The organism is Actinomadura syzygii (genome assembly GCF_008085905.1).
GTDB lineage: Bacteria > Actinomycetota > Actinomycetes > Streptosporangiales > Streptosporangiaceae > Spirillospora > Spirillospora syzygii.
Genome location: NZ_VSFF01000022.1, coordinates 48,459 through 71,141, shown reverse-complemented (window position 1 = coordinate 71,141; position 22,683 = coordinate 48,459). Strand labels below are relative to the sequence as shown.

Genomic DNA, 22,683 nt, shown 5'->3' with positions numbered 1-22,683 from the left:
GGATTCCAGTTGGCGACCAGCCCGATCAGCGGTTCCGCACACCCATGGCGCCGCTGGTGAGCGCGCCGGGCGCGACCGGCCGCGTCGTGACCGTCACCGGCGAGGTCGACCCCGCCGCCCTCGGGCTCACCGCCACCTCCGTCCACCTGGTCAGCGACCTGAACGACGACGGCGACGCCGAGGACGCGAAGGTGACCATGGAGGCCCTCGGCGCGCTCGCCCTCGGCCTGCGCAACCGGGACGACCGCCGCCTGACGGAGGAGATCGTCCGTCCCGAACTGGCCGACTTCGCCGCGCTGGGCGGCGGGGCCGTGGTCGAGGCGACCGGCTTCGACCTCGCGGGCCGCGCCCCGGCGCTGGCCCGCCTCGCCCGGGCGAGCGGGGTCGCCGTGGTCATGGGCTGCGGCGGACGCTCCCCGGCCCGGACGCCCGAGATCGCCGGGACGTCCGCCGAGGGCATCGCCGAAGGGATCGTCCGCGACCTCCGGGACGGCGTGGACGGCGTCCGCGCGGGCCTGATCGGCGGGATCGACCCGCTGGACCTCGAACGTCCCGAAGACCGGGCCCTGGCCGCGGGCGTGGCCTCCGCCGCCCACCGGACCGGCGCGCCGGTGCTCGTCGAGCGCGCCGCGACGGCGGCCGCCACGCACGAGCTCCTCGACCTGCTGTCCGCCGAAGGAGCCGATCTAGGCCGTGTCGCCGTCGGGGACTGCGACGGCCTCGCGACCGACGCGGGCGCCCTCGCAGGGCTCGCCGCCCGCGGCGTGTTCCTCCAGTTCGACGGGCTCGGCAGGCTCCCCACCGTGTACCGCGAGACCGACGACCAGGACGTCGCCGCCGCCGTCATGGACCTCGCCGGGCGCGGCCACGCCGAGCGGGTGCTGCTGTCCCCGCGCGTCGCCCGCAAGATCGACCTGAAGTCCTACGGCGGCGGCGGGTACGGGTTCGTCGCCGAGCAGTTCCTTCCGTTCCTGCGCTACCTCGGCGCGGACGACGCGCTGCTCGGCACGTTCACGACGGAGAATCCGCGCCGCTGGCTGACCATCACGGGGGACGACCGATGACCCTGCCGCCGACCATCCCCGACCTCGCCGGGAAGGCGCTCACGGTCACCGGCCCGGTCGACCCGTCGACGCTCGGCCCGACGCTCATGCACGAGCACGTCTTCCTCGACCTGCGCCGCCCGCCGAACGCGCTGCGCCCGGGGGAGGACGAGCCGCAGGCGCTGGAGCCGCTCGGCATCGCCACCCTGGCCCGCACCCGGCACGGCGCGGTCAACGCCGAGAACGACGTCCTCGCCGACTTCGAGGAGATGCTCGCCGAGGTGCGGGAGTTCCAGCGCGCCGGCGGCGGGACGGTCGTCGAGGTCACCAGCCTCGGCATCGGCCGCGACCCCCGCTCGCTGCTGCGGATCGCGCGGGCCAGCGGGCTCAACGTCGTGATGGGCGCGGGCTGGTACACGCCGACCTTCCACCCGCCCGGCATGGCCGAGCGCACCGTGGACGACCTCGCCGAGGGGATCGTCCGCGACATCGTGGAGGGCGCGGACGGCACCGGCGTCCGCGCCGGGATCATCGGCGAGGTCGGCGCGGAGACCGACCCGCTGACGCCCGCCGAGCTGACCAGCGTCCGGGCGTCCGGCCGGGCGAGCCGCATCACCGGCGCCCCTGTCACGTTCCACGTCGGCGGGGTCGGCGAGGAGAAGTTCAAGGTCCTGGACATCATGGACGAGGAGGGCGTCGCCCCGTCCAACGTCGTCGTCGGCCACGCCGGGACGATGGCCGTCGACCTGCCCTACGCGCGGCGGGTCCTCGAGCGGGGCGTGTTCATCGAGTTCGACTTCCTGGCCTCGCCGGGCAGCCCGTGGGGGCATCTCGTCCTGCTCGGCGACCACAAGGTCGCCCGCGGGATCGCGAACCTGGTCGAGGAGGGGTACGCGAGCCAGATCCTGCTCGGCCACGACGTCTGCCAGAAGATCCAGCTCAAGCGGTACGGCGGGCAGGGCTACAGCTACATCCCCGACCACTTCCTGCCCGCGCTGCGCCGCCTCGGGGTGTCCGCCGAGGCCCTCCACATGATCATGGTGGAGAACCCGGCCCGCGCGCTGACCTTCGCCGCCCCGGCCCCCTGACGCGAGCGCCCGGCGGTCAGAGGTCGTTGCCCGCGTAGGAGAGGTTGAAGCTCTTGTTGACCAGGGGGAAGTCGGGGACGATCGCGCCGCTCAGGGCGAGCGGGAGCGCGGGCCAGTTGAAGAACGACGGGTCGACGATCTTGGCGCGGGTCAGGGCGCCGTCCGGGGCGAGCTCGACCCGGTGGACGATCGTGCCGCGCCACCCCTCGACGACGCCGACGCCCGACGCCGGGCGGCCGGACGGGGCGGGCGGCGGGTCGAGCGGCGGCCAGTAGGTGGCGGAGCCCGGGTTCGTCCCGTAGGTCAGGTCGTTGACGATCGCGATCGACGCGCCGATCTCGCGGGCCCGGATCTGGAAGCGGGCCAGCACGTCGCCGGTCTCGGCGGTCGGGACGGTCAGCGCCGGGCGCAGGTCGGTGAAGGGGTGGTCGCGGCGGGCGTCGGCGTCGAGGCCGGATGCGCGGGCGACGTAGCCGAGGGCGCCGAGGTCGCGGGCGGCCCGCGCGGTCAGCGGCGCGGTGCCGGTGAAGCGGTCCGCGACCACGGTGTGGCCGAGCGCCAGCGCGACGATCTCCGCGACGTCCGCCTCGATGGACCGCAGCACGTCCGGGTCGGGGATCGTGCGCAGCACGGCCCCGCCGAGATGGACGCCGCCGCGCAGCAGCCGGTGCCCGGTGACCTGCGCGTTGAGGCGGAGCAACTGCTCGCGGACGCGCCCGAACTGGGCGTTGAGGATCGAATGCCCGACGTCGTTGCACAGCGCGCCGAGGTCGGTGACGTGGTTGTAGAGCCGTTCGAGCTCCAGCAGGATCGCCCGCGCGCGCTGCGCGCCGGGCGCGACCTCCGCGCCCGCCGCCTCCTCGACGGCGAGGCAGAACGCGAGGGTGTGGCCGACGGTGGTGTCGCCGCTGACGCGCTCGGCGAGCGGGACGGCGTCCGCGGGGAGCCGCCCCTGGAACAGCTTCTCGACGCCCCGGTGCACGAACCACAGCCGGGCCTTCAGCTTGAGGATGCTCTCCCCGACGACGGAGAAGCGGAAATGGCCGGGCTCGATCATCCCGGCGTGCACGGGCCCGACCGGGATCTCGTAGACTCCCGGCCCCTCGACCTGCACGAACGGGTAGGGGCCCGCGGGGTCGCCGAACTCGGGCGGCGGTCCGGCGTCGTCGCGCATCGGGTACCAGCCGCGGGGCCAGTGGTGATGGCGGACGAGCCGGCGCGGCAGCGGATGACCTTCCGGGACGATGCCGTACAGGTCGTGCATCTCGCGCTCGAACCGTCCGGCCGGGAAGCTGATCCCGGCCAGGCTGGGCAGCACCGGGTCGGCCGGGTCGACGACGACGTGCAACTCGGTGCGGCGGTCCGTCCGGGGGTGGGTGAACAGGTACACGACGCGCAGGGCGTCCGGGTCGTGGTGGGCGGCGACGAGGGCGAGCCGGGCGCCGCCGTCCAGCAGCGCGGCGGCCCGCCTCGGCAGCGCGCCCGCGTTGACCTCGACGCTCGTCCGCTCGGGTGGGGTCATCAGTGCGCTCCGAGGACGGTGGCGGCGTGGTCCAGAAGGGTGCGCAGCGGCCCGAGCCCGATGCCGATCGCGGCGCAGCCGAGCAGCCCGAGGACGAGCGCCGCCGCGTCCGCCCGGGGGAGCCGGACGGGGAGCGCGGCGGGGAGCTTGGCGGCGCCGGGCGCGTCCGGCGGCGCGCCGAGCAGCATCCGGCCGGTGCGGGCGGCGAGCGCGCCCATGACGAGAAGCAGCAGGACGAGCGCGATCCCGGCGGCCCAGCCGAGCCCGGCGGCGAACCCGGCGCGGAAGATGCCGAGCTCGCTGGCGAACGGGCCGAACGGCGGGAAGCCGAGCAGCGCGAGCACCGCCGCGCCGAACCCGCCCGCGACCAGCGGGGCGCGCGCGGCGAGGCCGCGCACGGCGTCGATCCGGCTGCCCCCGGAGATCCGGCCGATGTGCCCGGACGCCAGGAACGCGACCGACTTGGCGAGCCCGTGCCCGAGGATGTGCAGCAGCACCGCGAGGACGGCGAGCCGCGTCCCGATCGCCGCGCCGACCGCGAGCAGGCCCATGTGCTCGATGCTGGAGTAGGCGAGCATCCGCTTGTAGTCGCGCTGGGCGAGCAGCAGCGCGGCGGCGACCGCGAGCGAGGCCAGCCCGGCGGTGAGGAGCAGCGTCCGGGCGGGCCCGGCGCCGAGCGCGGCGTCGGCGATCACCTTGACCCGCAGGACGGCGTAGAACGCGACCGACAGCAGCACGCCCGACATCAGCGCCGACACCGGGGCCGGGGCCTGGCCGTGCGCGTCCGGCAGCCAGGCGTGCAGCGGGGCGAGGCCCGCCTTCGCGCCGAAGCCGAGGATCAGCAGCGCGACCGCGATTCGCGTCACGCCCGCGTCGAGCTGCGCGGCGCGCGCGGTGAGCTGCGTCCAGTCCAGCGACCCGGACGACGGGACGTGGGCGTGCCGCGCCGCGAAGTGCAGCAGCACGATGCCGAGGAACGCCAGCGCGATGCCGGTCGAGCAGATCACCACGTACTTCCAGGCCGCCTCGGTGGCGTTGCGGGTGCGGCGGTGCCCGACCAGGAACGCGGTCAGGATCGTCGTCGCCTCGATCGCCACCCACAGGACGCCGAGGCTGGCGGCCAGCACCGCGAGCGCCATCGCGGCGACGAACCCCTGGGTGAGGACGCCGTAGCGGCGCGCGTCCCGCGCGGCGGTGCGTTCGGCGGCGAGGTGTCCGGGCCCGGCGAGCGTCGCGGGCACCGCCACCGCGCCGATCACGATCAGCATGAACGCGCTGAGGGCGTCCGCGCGGAGCAGCCCGCCGAGGCCGGTGCGCGGCGCGTCCACGGCGTGGACGGCGAGGGCGATCGCGGCGGCGAGCAGCGCGACGGCGGCGACGGCGCCCAGCCAGGCCGTGCCGCGCCGCCATCCGAAGGCCGCGTAGGCGCCCGCGGCCAGCGCGGGCGCGGCGATGGGGGCGGTCAACAGGAGGGTCATCAGTCCCGCAGCTCCCGCAGGTCGTCCAGGTCGGTGTCGCCGAACGCGGCCCGCATCCGGGCGGTCAGCACCTGGAGCACGAGCACGGCCAGCAGGACGTCCAGGGACACGCCCAGCTCGACGATCAGCGGCACCCCCGAGGTGGTCAGGAACGCGACGGCCGTGATGCCGTTGTCCACCAGCAGGAACCCGACGACCTGGGAGAGGGCGCGCCGCCGCGTCACGAGGACGAAGAACCCGATCAGCACCACGGTCAGCGCGACGGGCACGGCCCGCACGGCGGGCGCCGGGTCGAGCGCCACCACCGGACGCGTCACGGCGTACGCCAGCAGGGCCAGCAGCGCCGCGACCATCAGGGACGCGGCCACGTTCACCCGCGGGTCGGTCTCGCGTCCCGCGCCGCCCGCCGTCATCGCGCGCCGCAGCAGCCAGGGCAGCGCGACCGCGCGCAGCAGCCCGATCCCCACCGCCAGGCCGACGACCTCGGGATCGCCCGCGTCCACGCCGAGCACGGCGACGAGGCAGCCGAGCGCAACGCCCTGCGCGGCGAACAGCCGGACGATCGCGGCCAGGTCGCGCCGCCACAGCACCAGCACCCCGGCCAGCAGGAACGCGCCGCAGGCCAGGTCGAGGAGCCGCACGTAGAGGACGTGGTTCACGGGGCCACCAGGAAGTAGGACGCGGCGACCGCCAGCAGCGCGAGCACGAACGACCCGGCCAGCAGCTCGGGCACCCGGAACATGCGCAGCTTGGCCATGAACACCTCGCCGGCGGCGAGCGCGCCGCCGAGCACCGCGACCTTGGCCGCGAAGGCGATCAGCGCGACCGGCAGCATCGCCGGGGACGCCCCGGCGATGCCCCAGGGCGCGAACAGATTGGCGACGAGGCCGAGCAGGATCGTCAGCCGCATCGCCGACGCCCACTCCACCAGCGCGAGGTCCGGCCCGGCGTACTCCAGCACCATCGCCTCGTGGATCATCGTCAGTTCAAGGTGGGTGGACGGGTTGTCCACCGGGATCCGCCCGGTCTCCGCGATCGCCACCACCGCCAGCGCGACCGCGGCCAGCACGCTCGCCGGGGACGCCACCCGCTGCGGCTCGTGCAGCGTCGAGGTGACGATCGCGCCGAGGTTGGTGGAGCCCACCGGTACCGACAGCGCGAAGATCGACACGAGGATGGTGGGCTCCACCAGCGCCATCACCGTCATCTCGCGGCTCGCGCCCATGCCGCCGAAGGCCGTGCCGGTGTCCAGCCCGGCCAGCGCGAGCGCGACCGTGCCGAGCGCGAGCAGGGCGGCCACGGCGAACAGGTCGGCGGCGCCGTCCAGCGGCGACGCCGTGGTCGCGACCGGGATCACGGCGGCGATCACCAGCGCGGTGCCCGCCAGCACCAGCGGCGCCGTCCGGAAGATCGGACCGGTGCCGTCCGGCGTGATCGCCTCCTTGCGGACGAGTTTCCGCAGGTCCCGCCACGGTTGCAGGAAGCCCGCGCCGGCGCGTCCCTCCAGCCGGGCGCGCACCTGCCGCATCAAGCCCACCAGCACCGGCGCCCCGGCGGCCACCAGCACCACCTGGGCCGCAGCGCCGACCGCGCCCGCCGCGCTCACCGCAGCACTCACCGCAGCACTCATCGCAGCACCGCCAGGACGACGAGCACACCGGTGAAGGCGTAGAACCCGTACCCGACGTAGCGGTGCACGCTGCCGTTGGCCAGCGGCCGGGCGGCCTGCCCGGTCCACTCCACCGCCGCCAGCACCGGACGGTACAGCCGGTGCTCGATCCGGTCGCCGACTCTGGCCCGGTAGGTCACGCTGTCCACCAGGTAGGCCGACTCGGTGACCGGTGTGACGTCGAGGTCGGTCTCCGGGGCGAGGACGTCGTCGAACACCCGCTGCAACGGCTCGGCGAACGAGGTCGCGGTGTACTCCATCCGGGCCGACATCGGACCGGCCCCGCAGTCCCACAGCCGCGCCCTCCGCCGGGCCCGGCGGGACGCGGCGGCGCGCAGCAGCGCGGCGAGCCCGACCACCGCGACCAGCAGCGCGACCGCGATGACCAGCGGGGACATGGTGCTCGGCAGGCCCGCCGGGCGCAGCGTCGCCTGGGCGGACACCGCGTCCGGGCCCGGCGCCGCGACGGCGATCGCCCGCGTCAGGCCCGACGCCGCCCACCCGGGCGCCAGCGCGAGCGCGCCGCAGCACACGGCCGCCGCCGCCATGCCGGCGAGCATCGTCGCGGGACTCTCGTGCGCCCGCGCGGCGGCGGGCGTGCGCGGACGGGCCAGGAACCCGACGCCGAACGCCTTGACGAACGTGGCGACCGCCAGTCCCGCCGACAGCGCGACGACCGCCACGGCCAGCGGCATGGTGACGGCGGTGACCGTCCCGCCGGACGGCAGCGCGTGGATCAGGCTCTGCACCAGCAGCCATTCGCTCACGAACCCGTTGCCCAGCGGCAGCGCCGACGCCATCAGCGCGCCGACGCCGAACAGCGCGGTCGTGGCGGGCATCGGCGACCGCAGGCCGCCGAGGTCGTCCAGGTCGCGGGTGCCGGTGGCGTGGACCACCGACCCGGCCGACAGGAACAGCAGCGTCTTGAACCCCGCGTGGTTGACCACGTGCAGCAGCGCGGCCGTCATCGCCAGCGCCGCCAGCGGACGGGACCCCACCGCCGCGAACAGCCCGGACGCCCCGACGCCCAGCAGGACGAGCCCCATGTTCTCGCACGTCGAATAGGCCAGCAGCCGCTTCAGATCGGTCGCCACGGCCGCCTGGAGGATGCCGTACAGCGCCGACGCCGCGCCCGCGGCGAGCGCCAGCAGCCACCACCACTCCGGGCCGCCGCCCAGCAGGTCGAAGCCCACCCGCACGATCCCGTACACGCCGAGGTTGACCATCGCGGCGCTCATCAGCGCGGACACGTGGCTCGGCGCCTCCGGGTGCGCGCGCGGCAGCCACACGTGCAGCGGCACGATGCCCGCCTTGGACGCGAACCCGACGAACGTCGCGACGAACACCGCGCCGCGCACGGCGGGCGACATGCCGTCGGCCGCCGCGCGCATCCGCGTGAACGACTCGCCGTCCGCCGCCGCGGCGAACCCCACGAGCCCGGCGAGGACGACCACCAGCCCCAGGTGCGTCATCACCGCGTACCAGAGCCCGGCCTCGGCCACCGCCGCCCGCCGCCGGTGCTCGGCCACGACCAGCAGCAGCGAGGTCAGCGCCATCAGCTCCCACGCCACCAGGAACGTGCTCGCGCTCGCCGCCGCGGGCACCAGCAGCATCGCCGCCACGAACAGCGGGACCATCGCCTGGGTGACTCGTCCGTCCAGGCCCGATCCACCGCGCGGTCCGCCGCGTGCGTATCCGACGCCGTACACCGCCGCGCACATCGCTACCGCGCCCGTGACCGCGAGGAACAGCCCGCTCAGCGGGTCGACCGCCAGCCGGATCCCGGCCAGCGGCAGCAGGTCGGGGTACCAGGCGTCCCAGGGGTGGCCGGACAGCGCCGCGCCGCCCGCGACCACCGCCGCGGCCCCGGCCGCGCCGGTCCCGAGGCCCGCGCCGACGCGGCGGGCCCGCCGGGGCAGCAGCGTCCCGGCCGCGGCGGCGAGCAGGCTCGATCCGAGCCCCGCGCCGAGCGCGGCCCCCGTCAGGCTCATCGGCTCAGGCTCATCGGCCGGTGAGCCCCCGCAGCGCGGCCGTGATCGCGTCCGGCGGCGGCGGGCAGCCGGGCACCTCGACGTCCACCGGCACGACGTCGCCCACGGCGCCGACCACGCCGTACGCCTCGGCGAACACCCCGCAGTCGCACGCGCAGTCGCCTACCGCGACGACGACCTTCGGCTCGGGGACGGCCTCGTAGGTGCGGCGCAGCGCCATCCGCATGTTGCGCGTCACGGGCCCGGTCACCAGCAGCGCGTCGGCGTGGCGGGGGGAGGCCACCAGCCGGGCCCCGTAGCGCTCGGCGTCGTACACCGGGCCGAACGCCGAGGCGATCTCCACCTCGCAGCCGTTGCAGGACCCCGCGTCCACGTGCCGGACCTGCACCGAACCGCCGAACTCCCGCGCGCGTCCCGCGGACGCGCCCTCGGGACGCGCGGGCGCCGGCTCCGCGACCCGGCCCGTCCCGCGGATCTTACGCAGCAGATCTTTCACCGTGTTCCTCACTGTGAGACGGCCCGTACCGGGGCAGAGGGCATCGAAGCGCAAGAAGTTACCGTCCTGCGCAATTGCCAACGTTAGCAACTCGATACAACAGCACGGGACGGACCCGGGTCCGTCCGAGGGGGTCCTGCTAGGAGTGTTCGCGGCCTTCGGCGGCGCCCGCGGCCCGGAGGTCGTCCAGGAGTTCCGCCTGACCGGACAGCACCCCGGTCAGGATGGAACGGGCGACGGCGAGCAGCTCTGCCACACGCGGACTGGTCAGCGAGTAGATGACCGTGGAGCCCTCCTTGCGGGAGACCACAAGCCCGGCGCGGCGCAGCACCGCGAGCTGCTGGGACAGGTGCGCGGGCTCGATCCCCACCTCGGGGAGCATCTCGGCCACCGCGTGGTCGCGCTCGCTGAGCAGCTCCAGCACGCGGATCCGGGCCGGGTGCCCGAGCGTTTTGAAGAACTCCGCCTTGAGCTGGTACAGCGGCGCGCTCACGATGCCCGATCCCCCTTCGCCGGGTGACCACCTCGGCAATTGCCAAACTTAGCAAGCGGGCGCTCTAGCGCGGGTCGTCCGGGTTGTCCGGGGGACGGCTTCCGCCGGTCGTGCCGGGCACCGCGACGACGAGGGTCTTGTCGTCGCCGGTGCCGTCCGGGACGTCCGAGAGGAAGGCGCGCAGGCCGTCCGCGGCCGCGGACTCCCGCCGGGCATAGCTCCAGAGGTCGGTGAAGAACGGCTCGTACAGGTTTCCGGCGGCGGGGTCGTCCAGGATGACCGAGCGGAGCCCGTCCGTGGACAGCGCCACTCCCGTCACCTCGGACGCCGGGAAGCGTTCGACGGCCAGCGCGTCCATCGCGTCGCGGGACGTGAGGAAGACCGTCTCGTTCGCGTACTCGCCCCGCGCCGTTACCGCCGCGCTCCGCGCGCCGCCGCCCTGTTCGACCGCGACGATCCCGTCGCCGATCTGCCCGGCCGCCACCTCGGCGGCGCCGACGACCACGACCGAGAGCGTGCAGGCGAAGGGAGCCGGGTCGGGCGCCAGGCCGAGGACGGCTTGCCGAGCGGAGGCGAACGCGGCGAGCAGCGGATCGTTCCCCGGTCCGGCGGTCGCGCACGCCGCCGCGACCGCCGTCCGCGCGCCCTTCGCCGCATGCTCGCGGGAGCCCGCGCCGTCCGCGATCGCGAGGACGAGCCCCGCCGGTGTCCGAGCCGACGCCCACGCGTCCTGGCAGTCCTGGCCGAGACGCCGGTGGGCGGCGCCGGTCACCGAGGCGGCCAGCACCCTCACGCGGTGCCCCAGCCGACCGGCGGCAGCGGGATCTGCGTGGTGTCGCTCTCGGGGCCGAAGGCCACCGAGTTGCTGACCTGCTGCATGGACGCCGACAGCCACGCGAACATCGGCCCGAACTGCAGGCCCCGCAGCCGCGCCGGGCCGCGCTCCGACAGCCGCGCGAGCTGGGTCATGTCGGCGGCCTCGCCGATTCCCACCGCGAACACCGTCGCGCCTTTCGCGCGCTCCATTTCCGACAGGCGGCGGACGGCGTTCTCGAACCTTTCCCCGTCGGTGGGCGATCCATCGCTCAGGACGAACAGCCACGGCCGGTAATACTCCAGTCCGGCCGCCCGGTATTCGGCCTTGCGCCCTTCGACGAGGTCCATCGCCGTGTCGAGGGCCTCGCCCAGCGGGGTCGTGCCCGAGACCGAGAACCGCTGCGGCTCGAGCTCCCTGGCCTCGGCGAACGGCTGCGCGACGCGCACCTCGCCGCCGAACGTCACGACCGCCACCTCGGTGCGCTTGCGGGCCAGCGGGTCCTCGCCGAGTTCGCCGCAGAACCGCGCGTACCCGCGGTTGAGTTCGTCGATCGGCGCGCCGCCCATCGAGAGGGAGACGTCGAGGAGCAGGACGCAGGCGACGCGCGGATCACGATTGTCAAGCTTCAAACGCGGGGTGAAAGGTGCGGTCATTCTGAACTGTTCCTTTCCGGGAGCAGCATGGGGGGATTAGAGGGGGATCTCGGTCTCGGAAATGCCGCAGTAGAAGCGGAACGCTCGGCTCTTGTGCGGGAAGGTGAGCGTGGCGCGGTAGAAAGGAGCGTTTCCGACCGCCATTGAGGTGGTGCCGTTCCAGGTGAAGTAGGTCTGGTTCTGGTATTCGCGTTCGGTCGTCTTCGGTTCACTCTTGGTCGGGAGCAGGCAGCTGTCGCCCGGACGTCCGTAGCCGCCGACGTCGAGGCGGAGCCGTCCGCCGGGCAGGGAGGTCTTGCGGAAGAGCGTCCACGACGCCGGAGTTCCGAAGGCTCCGTTCGCGTTGGGGACGACGGCCACGGCGGGCACGTCGACGCGACCGATCCGTGTCCAGGGGAAGCGGTCGCGGTTGAAAACGAAGTCGTAGTCACCCGGCAGATGCGCCGGATAGGTGAGGCGGGCCGCGATGTGCTTCTGGTCCGAGGCGATGGGCTCAAGCTTCATCGGGGGGACGTCGACCAGTCCCCGGCGGGTATGCACGAGCAGCCGCGCTCCCCGAAATCCGGGGTTGGACACGTAGTCGCCGCGCGCGTCGAAACTCACGGTCAGCCGGAATCCGCTGAGGCTCGCCCGCTCGATTCTCAGCGTCGAAGGATAGGCGCTCTGAAATTGAGCCTTGGCCGGGACGGTGCGGGTTGAGGCGCCCGTCAAACGCGGCGCCGCGATGTCCGGGGGCGTCGGTTCGGTTCGCACCGCGTCCGCGACCTTCGGAACGGCGAACGCGCCCACCGTCGCCAAGACCGCGAATGCGCCGACCCAGGCGGGCCATCGGCGGCGCCTCCGAACGGGGGCCGCCGCCGCGACCTGCCGAGGCGCGGGGACGCGGGCGGGCGGCGCGTGCTCGGGCGGCGCGTGCTCGGGCGGCGCGTGCTCGGACCGGGCGCGCTCGGCGGCGCACCACGGGCACGACGCCGCCTCCCGCGGATGCACATGCGTCCGGTCCGCCCGGCAGCTCCTCAGGTCGGCGGCCAGTTCCCGCAGCGCCGCCTGCCATTCCGCCGCCGTCGGTCGCCGTTCCGGACGGCGCGCCCCTTCGGCCAGCGCCCGGTCGAACAGGTCGCGTACCGGGGCCGTTATCAGCTCGAATCCGGGAACGCCCGGCGGTGGGCGGAGCGGACCCTTCCGGCCGTTGGCGTACCAGCCCTTCGCCGCCAAGCGGTCCCGGCGCGGCTTCTCTCCCGACCCGGTCCACAAACCGTCGAATGGATGGGCGCCTGAAAAGAGGATCTGATGGATATGGACGGCGAGGGCGAACAGGTCGGACGACGGCTCCCGGCGGACGTTCGCGACGTCGGCGCCGATCAGCTCCGGTGCGGTGTATTCAGGCCGTCCGACCGTGCAGTGGAACACTCGTCCCGTATCGGGATCGGCGACCTGCATCGAGTCGCAGTCGACCAAGGACACCAGTGCCGTCTGGTCGACGAGCACATTCCGTTCCTGGAAATCGCCGATCACCACGCCGGAATCGTGCACGACCCGCACGGCCGCGGCCAGGTTCACGGCGGTGTGCAGCAATTCCCGCCACGTCCACTGGACCGCCCAATGCGGCCCACCCGGAGCCGGAGACCGCCGGTCGGACGGATTGGCCAGCAGGTGCAGTTCGGCGGTCCGGGAAATATCCAGGCGCGGCATGAGGAAGCCCACGCAGCGGTCGCCGTCCAGGACGTAGTCGGAAGGCCAGGCCAGCAGCACATGCCCCTGCCCGTCCCGGACCCCAGCCGGGGGATGGGCGACCATGACGCGTAACCGGTCGGGCCATGCGGCGTCCCGCGCCAGTTCCGCGTCGTGAATGCGTTTGAACACCAGGTCGGGCCGTCCGGAAACGGCGAAGAGCTCGCCCTGCCCGCCCCGGTCCACTGCGGGTCCGAGCCTTAACTCCCCGCCGGTGCCGACCGTCAGCATTCTCCGGCCCCCGACCTTCTACCGCTTGGCAAGGCCGTACTGGGCGTACATGTGCGCGCGCGCCGATTCCAGCGGCAACGGCTGATACGGGCTGACCATTCCATAGACGAGCCCCATCATCGAGGTGCGGAACAGCAGTTGTTCGGTGACGGCGTCGGTTCCCCTGGACGCGAGGATCTCCTGGGCCAGGACGGCGAGCCGTTCCTCATGCTCGTGCTCGGCGTCGGCGAGGGTCTCGGCGACGCCGGGCCGCAGCAGCAGGGCCAGGTGCAGGGCGATGATCTGCGGCTCGGCCGCCGCCGCCTCCAGCACCGCGTCGACCAGGGCCGCGAGCCGCTCGTCCGGACCGGCGTCCGGGTCGAGCGCCTCGATCCGCCGCACGACCTTCTCGTGCAGCAGCCGGTCCGCCAGCGCCTGGACGAGATGCTGCTTGGTGCGGAAGTAGTAGACCGTCAGGCCCGCCGAGACCCCGGCCTCGCGGGCGATCCGGGCGAGGCTCGTCGAGTCGTAGCCGTGCTCCCTGAACAGCCGGTGGGCGCAGGCGAGGATCTTGGCCTTGGCCTGGGCGCGCATCCGCTGGTTGGTGCCGACGTTGCGCGGAGACATCCGTTCCCCTTGATTGAATGACGCTCAGTCAATCATACTCGGCGTGTCCTTTTCGGCTCGTCCGCCCGGAGGTCGGCGATGCAGGCGCTACGGCCGGACGACCCGGCGGAGATCGGCGGCTTCCCGGTGCTGGCCAGGCTCGGCGCGGGCGGCATGGGCGAGGTCTACCTCGGTCTCAGCCGGGGCGGCCTGCACGTCGCGGTCAAGGTGATCAGCAGGGACCTCACCGCGCCGCAGGCGTTCGCGCGGTTCCGCCGCGAGGTCGAGACGGTCGGCCTGGTGCGCAGCCGGTTCGCCGCCGCGCTCGTCGGGGCCGGCGTCGAGGCCCCGCCGTACTGGCTGGCGACCGAGTACGTCCCGGGGCCGACGCTCCAGCAGGCGGTGCGGCGGCACGGGCCGCTCCCGCCGGGTACCTGCCTGCGGCTGCTGGCGGCGCTGGCCGAGGGCCTCGCCGACCTGCACCGGCAGGGCGTCCGGCACCGCGACCTCAAACCGGCGAACGTGATCCTCGGCCGGGACGGGCCGCGCCTGATCGACTTCGGCATCGCCCGCGGCGAGGGGCAGGAGCAGATCACCGGGACCGGTACCTGGACGGGCACGCCCGGGTTCGTCGCGCCCGAGTTGATCGACGGCCGTCCGGCGTCCGCCGCGTCCGACGTGTTCTCGCTCGCCGGGACGATCGCCTTCGCGGCGACCGGACGCCCGCCGTTCGGCGACGAGAGCCTCTCCGTGATCGTCCACCGCACTCTGGCGGGCGACCTCGACCTGGACGGCGTCGACGCGCGGCTGGCAGACCTCCTGACCCGGTGCGCCGCCAAGGACCCCGCCGCGCGGCCGGGGCCGGAGGAGGTCATGCGCCTGTGCGCGGTCCGCGACCCGCTGGCGGAGCATCCGGACTACCGGCGGCTGGTCGCGCTCACCGCCCCGCCGCCGCCCGACCTGCGGTCGGCGATCGCGGACGGGCTCGTCCCGCCCGACCACGGCCGCACGTCGGTGGCGACGTCGGTGACCCGGCCGTCCCGCACCCGGCGGCGCGCGGCCGTGATCCTCGGCGGGACGGCGCTGCTGGCGGCCGCGTCCCTCCTGGCCTACGAGGGCCTCCCCGACACCGGCCCCTCCGCGCAGGGCGGCACCGGAACGACGGGCGGGACCACGGGCGGAACCACGGGCGGGACGACGACCGGCGGGACGACGACCGGCGGCGTCACGCAGTCCCCGCCCGCGACCCGGGCCGCCGCGAAGCCCCCGGCGATCATGTCGATCGACCAGCGCGCGGGCGCCTTCACCTGGGACCCGGCGACCGGCAGGTGCGACAAGAACGTCAAGCCCGACGACCAGACGCTCGCCGCGACCATGAAACTGGCGCACACCCCGGCGGCGATCCGCGCCGGAGGCAGTGTCGATCTGAAACTGCTCTTCGAGTGGTACGGCCCTTCCGGCTATTACATCGCCGCCCAGATCAGGCCGCCCGTCGGGCAGGGCGGAAACCGGATCACCGGCATCGTCAATTCCAAGCCGGTCCGATACCCGGCAAAGGCGGACCCTCGCCAGCAGGCGACGATGGGCGAGGCGCTGACCGTGACCTATCCGGAGGACTTCAGTTGGCCGGGCGCCAACAACGAGGCGTTCCCCTTGTCACCCGGCGCCTGGACGGTGCTGTGGTACCACGTCCCGGCGAACGGCAGGGCCAAGCCCATGGCCTGCACGGGCTTCACCGTCGCCTAGAAGTCGTCGTTGGTATAGGGCGCGAGAGGAATGGTTAGGGCCGCGTCCAGCCGGGCGACCGCCGACGGAGTGTGCTCGGTCACCACGCCGAGACGGGCCAGCGCGGACACCGGCGTGCCACCCATATAGACGGACGCCAGGTCGGCGGCGGACAGGGTCAGGTCGGGGGCCTCGTCCGTCCGGTCGCATGCGGGCTCGGCGCCGGTCTTCAGCCGCCAGCGGCCCTCGTTGGCCGGAAGGCGGGCGTCGCGGACGTCCAGCACGAAGGTGTCCTCGGTGGCCCACGACCGGGCGCGCAGCGCGGCCGGGACGTCGATCAGCCGCAGCCACAGCGCGCCGTAGCCGTTCTTCACGACGACCTGGTCGGGGTCGGCGGCCATGAACGGGAGCAGGTCGTCCACCGGGCGGGTCGGCGCCTGCACGACCTTGATCAGGTCGATCGACGCGAGGTACCGCCACAGCGCGGCCTCCACCGCCGGTGTGTCCGCGACGAGATCCTCGACCCTGACGGTGTGCTCGTTGGCGCGGTAGGCCGCATACCCGCCGGGATGGACGACGACGCGCGGCGGGCTGAACCCGGGGGCCTCCTGCTCGACCGCGCGCAGCGTGCCGCACGTCCACCATTCCGGGTCGCGGACCAGCCCGCCCGGACGCGCGGCGAGGGCGCGCGCGTGGATCGGGTCGAGGATCTCCGGCGCGGACGCGGGGTCGATCAGCCGCAGCGGCGCGGGATCGGGCGTCGTGCGCAGTTCGAGCGGACGCGCGGCGTCGATCTCCAGGCCGACGGCGCGGGTCGCGAGGCCGAAGCCGTACCGTCCGTAGATCGCGCCCTGCGACGCCCAGAGCGCGGCGACCGGGCGGCCCGCGGCGACCGCGTCCGCGTGCATCCGCTCGATCATGGACGTGAGGACGCCGCGGCGGCGGTGCGTGGGCAGCACCCCGACGAACGTGACGGCGGAGCAGTCGAGCAGCGCGCCGGGCACGGCGAGCCGCATCGGGAGGGCCGCGAGCTGCCCGGCGACCGTGCCGCCGTCGTAGGCGCCGATCCGCTCGGCGCGCCGGGCCACCCACGAGTTGCGCTCGTAGTCGCCGTCCTCGATGCGGCTGTGGAACACGATCCCGGCGAAGTCCACCATGCGGTCGGCGTCGGCCTCGGGGATGTCCTTGATCTCGATCACGCTTCCACCGTATGTCGGCCGCGCAACCGGTTTTTCGCAGGTCCCCTGGTCAGCCCGTGCGCCGCCTCACGGCATGCGCAGGACCGGCTTGACGACCTCGCCCGCGTAGGACCGGTCCAGCGCGGTCTGGACGTCGGCGAAGTCGAAGTACTCCACGAGCCGGTCGAACGGGAAGCGGCCCTGCGCGTACAGCCGCATGATCGCGGTCATCAGCTCCTCGCTGCGCCCGCCGCCCCCGAGCACCCCGACGATCCGCTTGCCCCACAGCGTGGACAGGTGGTCGAGGGAGAACTCGGCGGCGGCCGGGGCGCCGCCGATGAGGACGCAGGTGCCGAGCATGCCGACCACGTCGGCGGCCTGCCGGACGACGTCGATCACCCCCGTGCACTCCAGCGCGTAGTCGGCGGGCCCGCCGCACAGGTCGCGGACGGCGTCGACCGGGTCGTGCTCGGTCGCGTCGACGGTGTCGGTCGCGCCCAGTTCGCGGGCCAGCTCCAGCCGGGACGCGTGCCGGTCGACGGCGATGATCCGGGTGGCGGGGGAGTTGCGGGCGGCCATGATCGCGGCGAGGCCGACGGTCCCCGTCCCGAACACCACGAGCCGCGCCCCCGCGCCCGGCCGGACCGAGTTGAAGATCGCGCCGGCGCCGGTGGAGACCCCGCAGGCCAGCGGCCCCATCAGCGCGAGCGGCAGCTCCGGCGGGACGGGCACCAGGGCGGCGGCCGTGGTCAGCGCGTGCGTCGCGAACGACGACTGGCCGAAGAAGTGGCTGGACACGGGCTTGCCGTCCGGACGGCGCAGCGCCGTCTCCCCGGCGCGCGGCCCGCCGAGCCGTCCGCCGCCGACCAGCGCCGTCGCGAGCCGCTCGCAGTAGCGCGGCTCCCCGGCCCGGCAGTTCCGGCACGCGCCGCACGACGGCCAGCCGATGACGACCGGGTCGCCCTCGGCGAAGCCGGTGACGCCGGGCCCGACCGCCGCGACCGTTCCGGCGCCCTCGTGGCCGAGGACGCCGGGCAGCGGGAACGGCAGGTCGCCGTGCCGGGCCAGCCCGTCGGTGTGGCAGATCCCGGCGGCGGCCACCTTGACCAGGACCTCGCCGGGGCCGGGCTCGTCCAGCTCCAGTTCGGTGAGGGTGAACGGGCCGTCCAGTTCCTCGACGAGAGCGGCGGTGATCCGCATGGGCGGGCTCCTTCACGGGGTCGGACGGCCAAGGTCGCTAGCCGGGCGTCCCCCCAGTGTGGACGACGCGCCCGCCGACCACGGTGAACACGGGCGTGATGCGCCGCAGCGCGTCGCCGTCCGCGGTCACCGGGTCGCCGTCCAGGACGACGAGGTCCGCGAGGCTCCCGGGCGTGAGGGTCCCCTTGCGGTCCTCGGCGTGCTCCAGATAGGCGCCCGCCGTGGTCCACAGCCGGACGGCCTGCTCGCGGGTGAGCCGCAGGTCGGCGGGCACGTCGGCGAACGGGCCCGGGGCGGAGCCGGTGAACGTGGCGATGCCGCGGAGCCAGTCGGGGAAGGTGACCGGCGCGTCCGAGCTGTCCGCGACGTGGACTCCCGCCGCGAGCAGCGCCCCGGCCGGGAACGCGCGGGCCCACCGGTCCGCGCCGATCGCCCGCGTCATCGACGCGCCGCTGTGCGACTTCATCAGCGAACTGGTGATCACGCTGATGTCGTGCTCGGCCAGCCGCGCGAAGCCGTGCTCGTTGAGGAGCGTGCCGTGGATGAGGGCGTGCCGCGCGTCCGGCCACGGGTCCTCCTTGAGGGCGCGGACCAGGCCGTCCGCGGCGGCGTCGGCCGCGCGGTCGCCGGTGACGTGCACCTGGACCTGGAGCCGGTGCCGGTGCCCCAGCTCGATCGAGCGCAGCAACTCCTCGTAGCGGGCCTCGTCGTCGTCGCCGGAGGTGATCAGGCTCCCGTGCCCGCCGGACGGGTACGGCTCGTGCAGCCAGGCGGTGCACTGCGTGGGCACCCCGTCCGCGAACAGCTTGAGGCCGCCGATCCGAAGCCAGTCGTCGCCCAACCCAGCGGACAGCCCGGCGTACCCGAGCGCGGTCTCCAGCCGCTCGGACGAGCTGGCAGGGGACGGCCAGTCCCAGTGCAGCAGCGCGTTCACCCGGACGGTCATCCGCCCCTGCCGCCGCAGCGTCGTGTAGTCGCGCAGCAGCTCCGGCCACACGATCGGGTCGGTGACGCTGGTGATGCCGAGCGCGTTGAGCGTGCGCATCGCCGACTCGATCGCGTCCAGGCGCTCCGCCTCGGAGTGCGCCGGGACGTACGGGGTGACCAGCCCCTTCGCCCCTTCCAGCAGCAGCCCGGACGGCTCCCCGGCGCGGTCGCGGACGATGTGCCCGCCCGCCGGGTCCGGGGTGTCGCGGGTGATCCCCGCGATCCGCAGCGCGGCGGTGTTCACCAGCACCGAGTGCCGGGACGCGTGGTGCAGCACGGTCGGCCGGTCGCCGGTGACCTCGTCGATGAGGGAGCGGTGCGGCCCCGGGTCGGCGGCGTCGAACTCGGCGATGTTCGCCTCCCGCCAGCCCTCGCCGATCAGCCAGCGGCTGCCGCCGGGTCCGGGCGGGCCGTCCGCGAGCGCCGCGCGCAGGTCCTCCAGCGAGGCGACGCCGTTGAGGTCGGCCGAGAAGGGCGGCCCGGCCAGGCCGAACATCGCGAGGTGCAGGTGCGCGTCGTTGATGCCGGGGAGCACCGTCCGGCCGTCGAGGTCGACGACCGTGGTGGACGGCCCGGCGAGGGCCCTCACCTCGTCGTCGGACCCGACGGCCGTGATCCGGTCGCCGGTCACCGCCAGCGCCGACGCGACCGTGAACGCGTCGTCGACGGTCAGCACCCGGCCGCCCAGCAGGACCATGTCAGCGTGTGCGGTCATGTCAGCGTGTCCGGTCATGTCACCAGCCCGTCTCGAGGACGGCGTCGAGCGCGTCCGTGAACTCGTCGGCGTGCCCCCGCGTGAACGTCAGCGGCGGTTTGAGCTTGAGGATGTTCCACGACCGTCCGGTCGGATACACGAGCACCCCTCGGTCCTTGAGCCGTTCGCAGATGGTCAGCGTCTCCTCCGACGCCGGTTCCTTGGTCTCCCGGTCGCGGACGAACTCGACCCCGCTGTAGAAGCCCTGCCCGCGCACGTCGCCGATCAGCGGGTGCCGGTCGGCGAGCCCGGCGAGCCGGTCGCGCAGGTACTGGCCGACGACGAGCGCGTTGTGCTGGAGGCCCTCGTCCGCGACGACGTCCAGCAGCTCCAGGCCGACCGCGCAGGCGACCGGGTTGCCGCCGTAGGTGGAGAAGAACCGCCCGGCCGGGTCGAAGGCCCGCGAGATCTCCCGCGTCGTGACCATCGCCGCCATCGGGAACCCGTTGCCCATGGCCTTGCCCATCGTCACGAAGTCGGGGACGACGCCCGGCCCCTGCGTCTGGAACCCCCAGAACGCCTCGCCCAGCCTGCCGAACCCGACCTGGACCTCGTCCGCGATCGTCAGCACGCCGCGTTCGGCCGCCGCCGCCGTGATCGGCTCCAGGTATCCGGGTGGCAGGACGACCTGCCCGCCGCCCGCGAGCAGCGACTCGTACAGGAACGCCGCGGGCGGACGTCCCTCCGCCGTCAGCTCGTCGAACGCGTCGATGACGTGCTGGGCGTACTTGGCCCCGGCGTCCGCGTCGTCGTAGCCGTACGCGCCCCGGTAGCGGTCGGGGACGGGCGTCGGATGCGTCGTGTCCGGCTTGCCGTAGTTCCGGTACCGCGACGGGCTCACGTCCGCCACCACGGTCGTGTAGCCGTGGTAGGCGTCGTCGATGATGACGATGTCGTCGCGCTTCGTCAGGAAGCGGGCCATGCGCAGGGCGAGGTCGTTGGCCTCGCTGCCGGAATTGACGAAGTAGACGACGTCGAGACCGTCCGGGAGCGTCGCGGTGAGCCGCTCGGCGTACTCGGTCAGCGTGTCGTAGACGAACCTGGTGTTGGTGTTCAGCCTGCCGAGCTGGCGGGTCGCGGCGTCCACGAGCCGGGGGTGGCCGTGGCCGAGCAGGGTGACGTTGTTGAGCGCGTCCAGGTAGGAGAGGCCCCGCTCGTCGTAGAACAGGCAGTCCCGGGCGCGGGACATCGCGATCGGGTCCTCGAAGTACGTCGGGTGCGTGTTCGGCAGGTGCCTGCGGCGGGCCTCCAGCGCCTTGTCGATCGCGGGCGTCCAGGCGGTGACCGCGTTCCGCGCGCCGAGCAGCGGCGTCGGGTCGGGGAACAGGCCCCGCCACACCGCCTCCTCGGAGCCGGGGACGCCGGACGGCACGGACGCCCAGGTGCCGAGCTCCGAGCACGTCACCTGGATCCGGACGTGCGGCGGCAGCCCGGTGCTCGGCGCGATCCGGCCGATCCGCTCGCCCGCCGCGACCTCCGCGCCCGCCTCGGGCGCGCCGTCCAGCCCGGTGTAGATCGTGCGGAACGGGACGCCTCCGGGCGGCTCGTGCAGCAGCACCAAGGCCGTGCCGTTCTCCTCGACCCGGCCGGACAGCGGCGCGCGGACCGGCGTCCCGGCCGCCGCGAACAGGTCGACGCCGAGGTGGACGTTGTCGGGCTCGTCCGGTCCGCCGTCGCGGCGCGGGCGGGGCGCGAGGAAGCGCGGCTCGCCGTACCGCCCGACCGCCACACTCGGACGCTCGGCCAGGATGGCGGCGTTCGCGGCGGCCCCCAGCGCGTCGTGGTCGCGCGGGTCGACGCCGTCGAAGACAGAAGAGGACGCGCCGAGGTCGACAGTGGTGAGCGCGCCGTCCACCGGCGCGGTCGCCGCGCAATCCGCGAGCCAGGACACGAGCGTCGGCCCGGACGGATGCGCGGGCAGCCCGCACGCGTCCCGGACGGCGCCGCGCCCCAGCTCCGCCGGGATCTCCGCCAGCGCCCGCACCAGGTCGGCGGCGGCCGCCGACCGGTGCCGGGGGTCGCCGTGCCGCCGTTCCGCGTCGAGCCGGGCGGTCGTTGCGGCGACCGTCGCGGCGCGCACCGCGACCAGCGGGAACAGCAGGTCGAGCTCGGCCTCGGTCAGCGGGCACGCCGCGTGGTAGGCGGCGACGAGCGCCCGCGCGACGGTCAGCGGGCGGGCGGCGCCGCGCGCCACGCTGGAGATCAGCACCGCCAGGTCGGCGGCCCGCGCGGTCGGCAGCGCGTCGCCGAAGTCGATCACGCCGCTGACCCGGCGGCGGCCGCCGTCCCGCCGGACCAGCAGGTTGAAGGCGTTGAGGTCGTGGTGCACCACGGCCGTGGGCAGCTCGGGCAGCCGCTCGGCGAGCGGGGTCTCGTACCGCTCCCGGATCGCGTCGACGGCGGCGCGCACGCCCGGGTCGGGGACGTGCCCGGCCGACCCGGCGAGCGCCGTGCCCGCGTGGCCGAACTCCCAGTAGTGCGGCGCGGGCGGATCGGGATGGGCGAAGGACGCGGTCGCGGCGGTCAGCCGTCCGGCCACCGCGCCGACGTCGGCGAGCAGCTCGGCCGACCGGCGCGCCGGGGCCGTCTCGGCCAGCAGCTCGCCGGGCACCCAGGTCAGCAGCCGGACCGGCAGGTCGCGGCCCCCCTCGGACACGGAGGTGACGGGCGCGCCCGACACGTCCGGGACGACTCGCGGAACCTCGAAGCCCAGGTCCCGCCCGTCGAGATGCGCGAGCAGCGCCGACTGGAAGTCGATGGCCGCGCGGTCGGCCGGGTCGCAGACCTTGAACACGTACTCCGCGCCGCCCGCGAGGACCCGGAGGTTGCGGTCGGTCTCCCCGGCGAGCGGGCGGAGGTCGTCGGCGTCGAGCCCGTACCGGTCGCGCAGGACGTCCCGTACCAGCTCGGCGGGCAGCTCGGGAACCCCGGCGGTGATCCGCTCGTAGCGCTCGTCGGGCCCGGCGCGGTGGGTCTGGACGGGCATGGGCGACTCCCTCTGGTGGTCGGGATGCGGTGGCGGGTTCGGATCAGGGGGCGGGG

Annotated in this window: 18 protein-coding genes; 3 read left to right on the top strand and 15 right to left on the bottom strand. The window is 74.4% G+C overall.

All coding sequences use genetic code 11. The annotated features are described in order from the left end of the window. The first annotated feature begins 56 nt into the window (after positions 1-56). Together FXF65_RS42625 and FXF65_RS42620 are read left to right on the top strand one after the other, a co-directional pair. Positions 57-1,064, top strand: coding sequence for a phosphotriesterase family protein (locus FXF65_RS42625; RefSeq protein WP_222869054.1), 1,008 nt, complete (start codon positions 57-59; stop codon positions 1,062-1,064). Then, the gene (locus FXF65_RS42620; RefSeq protein WP_148356187.1) at positions 1,061-2,131 is read left to right on the top strand and encodes a phosphotriesterase family protein; all 1,071 of its coding nucleotides are present in this window, start codon (positions 1,061-1,063) and stop codon (positions 2,129-2,131) included. Before FXF65_RS42625 ends, FXF65_RS42620 begins: the two co-directional genes overlap by 4 nt. A gap of 16 nt (positions 2,132-2,147) precedes the next feature. Here FXF65_RS42620 and FXF65_RS42615 read toward each other — a convergent pair whose 3' ends face one another. The 11 genes from FXF65_RS42615 to FXF65_RS42565 all read right to left on the bottom strand — a co-directional run bounded on the left by FXF65_RS42615 (position 2,148) and on the right by FXF65_RS42565 (position 13,818). Then, entirely contained in the window at positions 2,148-3,653 is a 1,506-nt protein-coding gene (locus tag FXF65_RS42615) for a hydrogenase large subunit (protein WP_148356186.1), read from the bottom strand. Continuing rightward, positions 3,653-5,131 carry a proton-conducting transporter transmembrane domain-containing protein gene (locus tag FXF65_RS42610; protein ID WP_148356185.1) on the bottom strand — a complete coding sequence of 493 codons (1,479 nt, stop codon included), beginning with the start codon at positions 5,129-5,131 and terminating at the stop codon, positions 3,653-3,655. The genes FXF65_RS42615 and FXF65_RS42610 overlap by 1 nt, the downstream gene beginning before the upstream one ends. Further along, on the bottom strand, positions 5,131-5,790 hold the full coding sequence (locus FXF65_RS42605) for a hypothetical protein (RefSeq protein ID WP_148356184.1): 660 nt from the start codon (positions 5,788-5,790) through the stop codon (positions 5,131-5,133). Before FXF65_RS42605 ends, FXF65_RS42610 begins: the two co-directional genes overlap by 1 nt. Then, complete coding sequence (locus FXF65_RS42600; RefSeq protein ID WP_246199500.1) at positions 5,787-6,749, bottom strand: respiratory chain complex I subunit 1 family protein; 963 nt, start codon at positions 6,747-6,749, stop codon at positions 5,787-5,789. The genes FXF65_RS42605 and FXF65_RS42600 overlap by 4 nt, the downstream gene beginning before the upstream one ends. A gap of 8 nt (positions 6,750-6,757) precedes the next feature. After that, positions 6,758-8,791: a proton-conducting transporter transmembrane domain-containing protein gene (locus tag FXF65_RS42595; protein WP_148356182.1), complete on the bottom strand. Its 2,034-nt coding sequence runs from the start codon at positions 8,789-8,791 to the stop codon at positions 6,758-6,760. A 10-nt stretch (positions 8,792-8,801) separates the two neighbouring features. Then, entirely contained in the window at positions 8,802-9,287 is a 486-nt protein-coding gene (locus FXF65_RS42590) for an NADH-quinone oxidoreductase subunit B family protein (RefSeq protein WP_148356181.1), read from the bottom strand. Positions 9,288-9,426: 139 nt separating this feature from the next. Further along, on the bottom strand, positions 9,427-9,780 hold the full coding sequence (locus FXF65_RS42585) for an ArsR/SmtB family transcription factor (protein ID WP_148356180.1): 354 nt from the start codon (positions 9,778-9,780) through the stop codon (positions 9,427-9,429). 64 nt (positions 9,781-9,844) lie between these two features. After that, on the bottom strand, positions 9,845-10,573 hold the full coding sequence (locus FXF65_RS42580) for a PP2C family serine/threonine-protein phosphatase (protein ID WP_187412828.1): 729 nt from the start codon (positions 10,571-10,573) through the stop codon (positions 9,845-9,847). Further along, positions 10,570-11,250: a vWA domain-containing protein gene (locus FXF65_RS42575; RefSeq protein ID WP_148356178.1), complete on the bottom strand. Its 681-nt coding sequence runs from the start codon at positions 11,248-11,250 to the stop codon at positions 10,570-10,572. Before FXF65_RS42575 ends, FXF65_RS42580 begins: the two co-directional genes overlap by 4 nt. A 36-nt stretch (positions 11,251-11,286) precedes the next feature. Then, positions 11,287-13,212 carry a helix-hairpin-helix domain-containing protein gene (locus FXF65_RS42570; protein WP_148356177.1) on the bottom strand — a complete coding sequence of 642 codons (1,926 nt, stop codon included), beginning with the start codon at positions 13,210-13,212 and terminating at the stop codon, positions 11,287-11,289. Positions 13,213-13,230: 18 nt separating this feature from the next. Continuing rightward, entirely contained in the window at positions 13,231-13,818 is a 588-nt protein-coding gene (locus tag FXF65_RS42565) for a TetR/AcrR family transcriptional regulator (RefSeq protein ID WP_148356176.1), read from the bottom strand. A gap of 78 nt (positions 13,819-13,896) precedes the next feature. On the opposite strand from FXF65_RS42565, the gene FXF65_RS42560 reads away from it, so the two are divergent. Beyond that, on the top strand, positions 13,897-15,543 hold the full coding sequence (locus FXF65_RS42560) for a serine/threonine-protein kinase (protein ID WP_148356175.1): 1,647 nt from the start codon (positions 13,897-13,899) through the stop codon (positions 15,541-15,543). Here the strand turns inward: FXF65_RS42560 and FXF65_RS42555 are convergent. From FXF65_RS42555 to FXF65_RS42540, 4 genes are all read right to left on the bottom strand, one after another. After that, positions 15,540-16,721 carry a GNAT family N-acetyltransferase gene (locus tag FXF65_RS42555; protein ID WP_222869053.1) on the bottom strand — a complete coding sequence of 394 codons (1,182 nt, stop codon included), beginning with the start codon at positions 16,719-16,721 and terminating at the stop codon, positions 15,540-15,542. The genes FXF65_RS42560 and FXF65_RS42555 overlap by 4 nt on opposite strands. 66 nt (positions 16,722-16,787) lie before the next feature. After that, the gene (locus FXF65_RS42550; protein ID WP_148356174.1) at positions 16,788-17,900 is read right to left on the bottom strand and encodes an NAD(P)-dependent alcohol dehydrogenase; all 1,113 of its coding nucleotides are present in this window, start codon (positions 17,898-17,900) and stop codon (positions 16,788-16,790) included. Positions 17,901-17,937: 37 nt separating this feature from the next. Further along, entirely contained in the window at positions 17,938-19,602 is a 1,665-nt protein-coding gene (locus FXF65_RS42545; RefSeq protein ID WP_148356173.1) for an amidohydrolase, read from the bottom strand. A gap of 19 nt (positions 19,603-19,621) precedes the next feature. Beyond that, complete coding sequence (locus FXF65_RS42540) at positions 19,622-22,627, bottom strand: aminotransferase class III-fold pyridoxal phosphate-dependent enzyme (RefSeq protein WP_148356172.1); 3,006 nt, start codon at positions 22,625-22,627, stop codon at positions 19,622-19,624. Positions 22,628-22,683: the final 56 nt, after the last annotated feature.

Coding starts and splice junctions, on each gene's coding strand:
- FXF65_RS42620 (WP_148356187.1), top strand. CDS start 1,061: ATGACCCTGCCGCCGACCATCCCCGACCTCGCCGGGAAGGCGCTCACG.
- FXF65_RS42615 (WP_148356186.1), bottom strand. CDS start 3,653: ATGACCCCACCCGAGCGGACGAGCGTCGAGGTCAACGCGGGCGCGCTG.
- FXF65_RS42610 (WP_148356185.1), bottom strand. CDS start 5,131: ATGACCCTCCTGTTGACCGCCCCCATCGCCGCGCCCGCGCTGGCCGCG.
- FXF65_RS42595 (WP_148356182.1), bottom strand. CDS start 8,791: ATGAGCCTGACGGGGGCCGCGCTCGGCGCGGGGCTCGGATCGAGCCTG.
- FXF65_RS42575 (WP_148356178.1), bottom strand. CDS start 11,250: ATGACCGCACCTTTCACCCCGCGTTTGAAGCTTGACAATCGTGATCCG.
- FXF65_RS42570 (WP_148356177.1), bottom strand. CDS start 13,212: ATGCTGACGGTCGGCACCGGCGGGGAGTTAAGGCTCGGACCCGCAGTG.
- FXF65_RS42565 (WP_148356176.1), bottom strand. CDS start 13,818: ATGTCTCCGCGCAACGTCGGCACCAACCAGCGGATGCGCGCCCAGGCC.
- FXF65_RS42560 (WP_148356175.1), top strand. CDS start 13,897: ATGCAGGCGCTACGGCCGGACGACCCGGCGGAGATCGGCGGCTTCCCG.
- FXF65_RS42550 (WP_148356174.1), bottom strand. CDS start 17,900: ATGCGGATCACCGCCGCTCTCGTCGAGGAACTGGACGGCCCGTTCACC.
- FXF65_RS42545 (WP_148356173.1), bottom strand. CDS start 19,602: ATGACCGCACACGCTGACATGGTCCTGCTGGGCGGCCGGGTGCTGACC.
- FXF65_RS42540 (WP_148356172.1), bottom strand. CDS start 22,627: ATGCCCGTCCAGACCCACCGCGCCGGGCCCGACGAGCGCTACGAGCGG.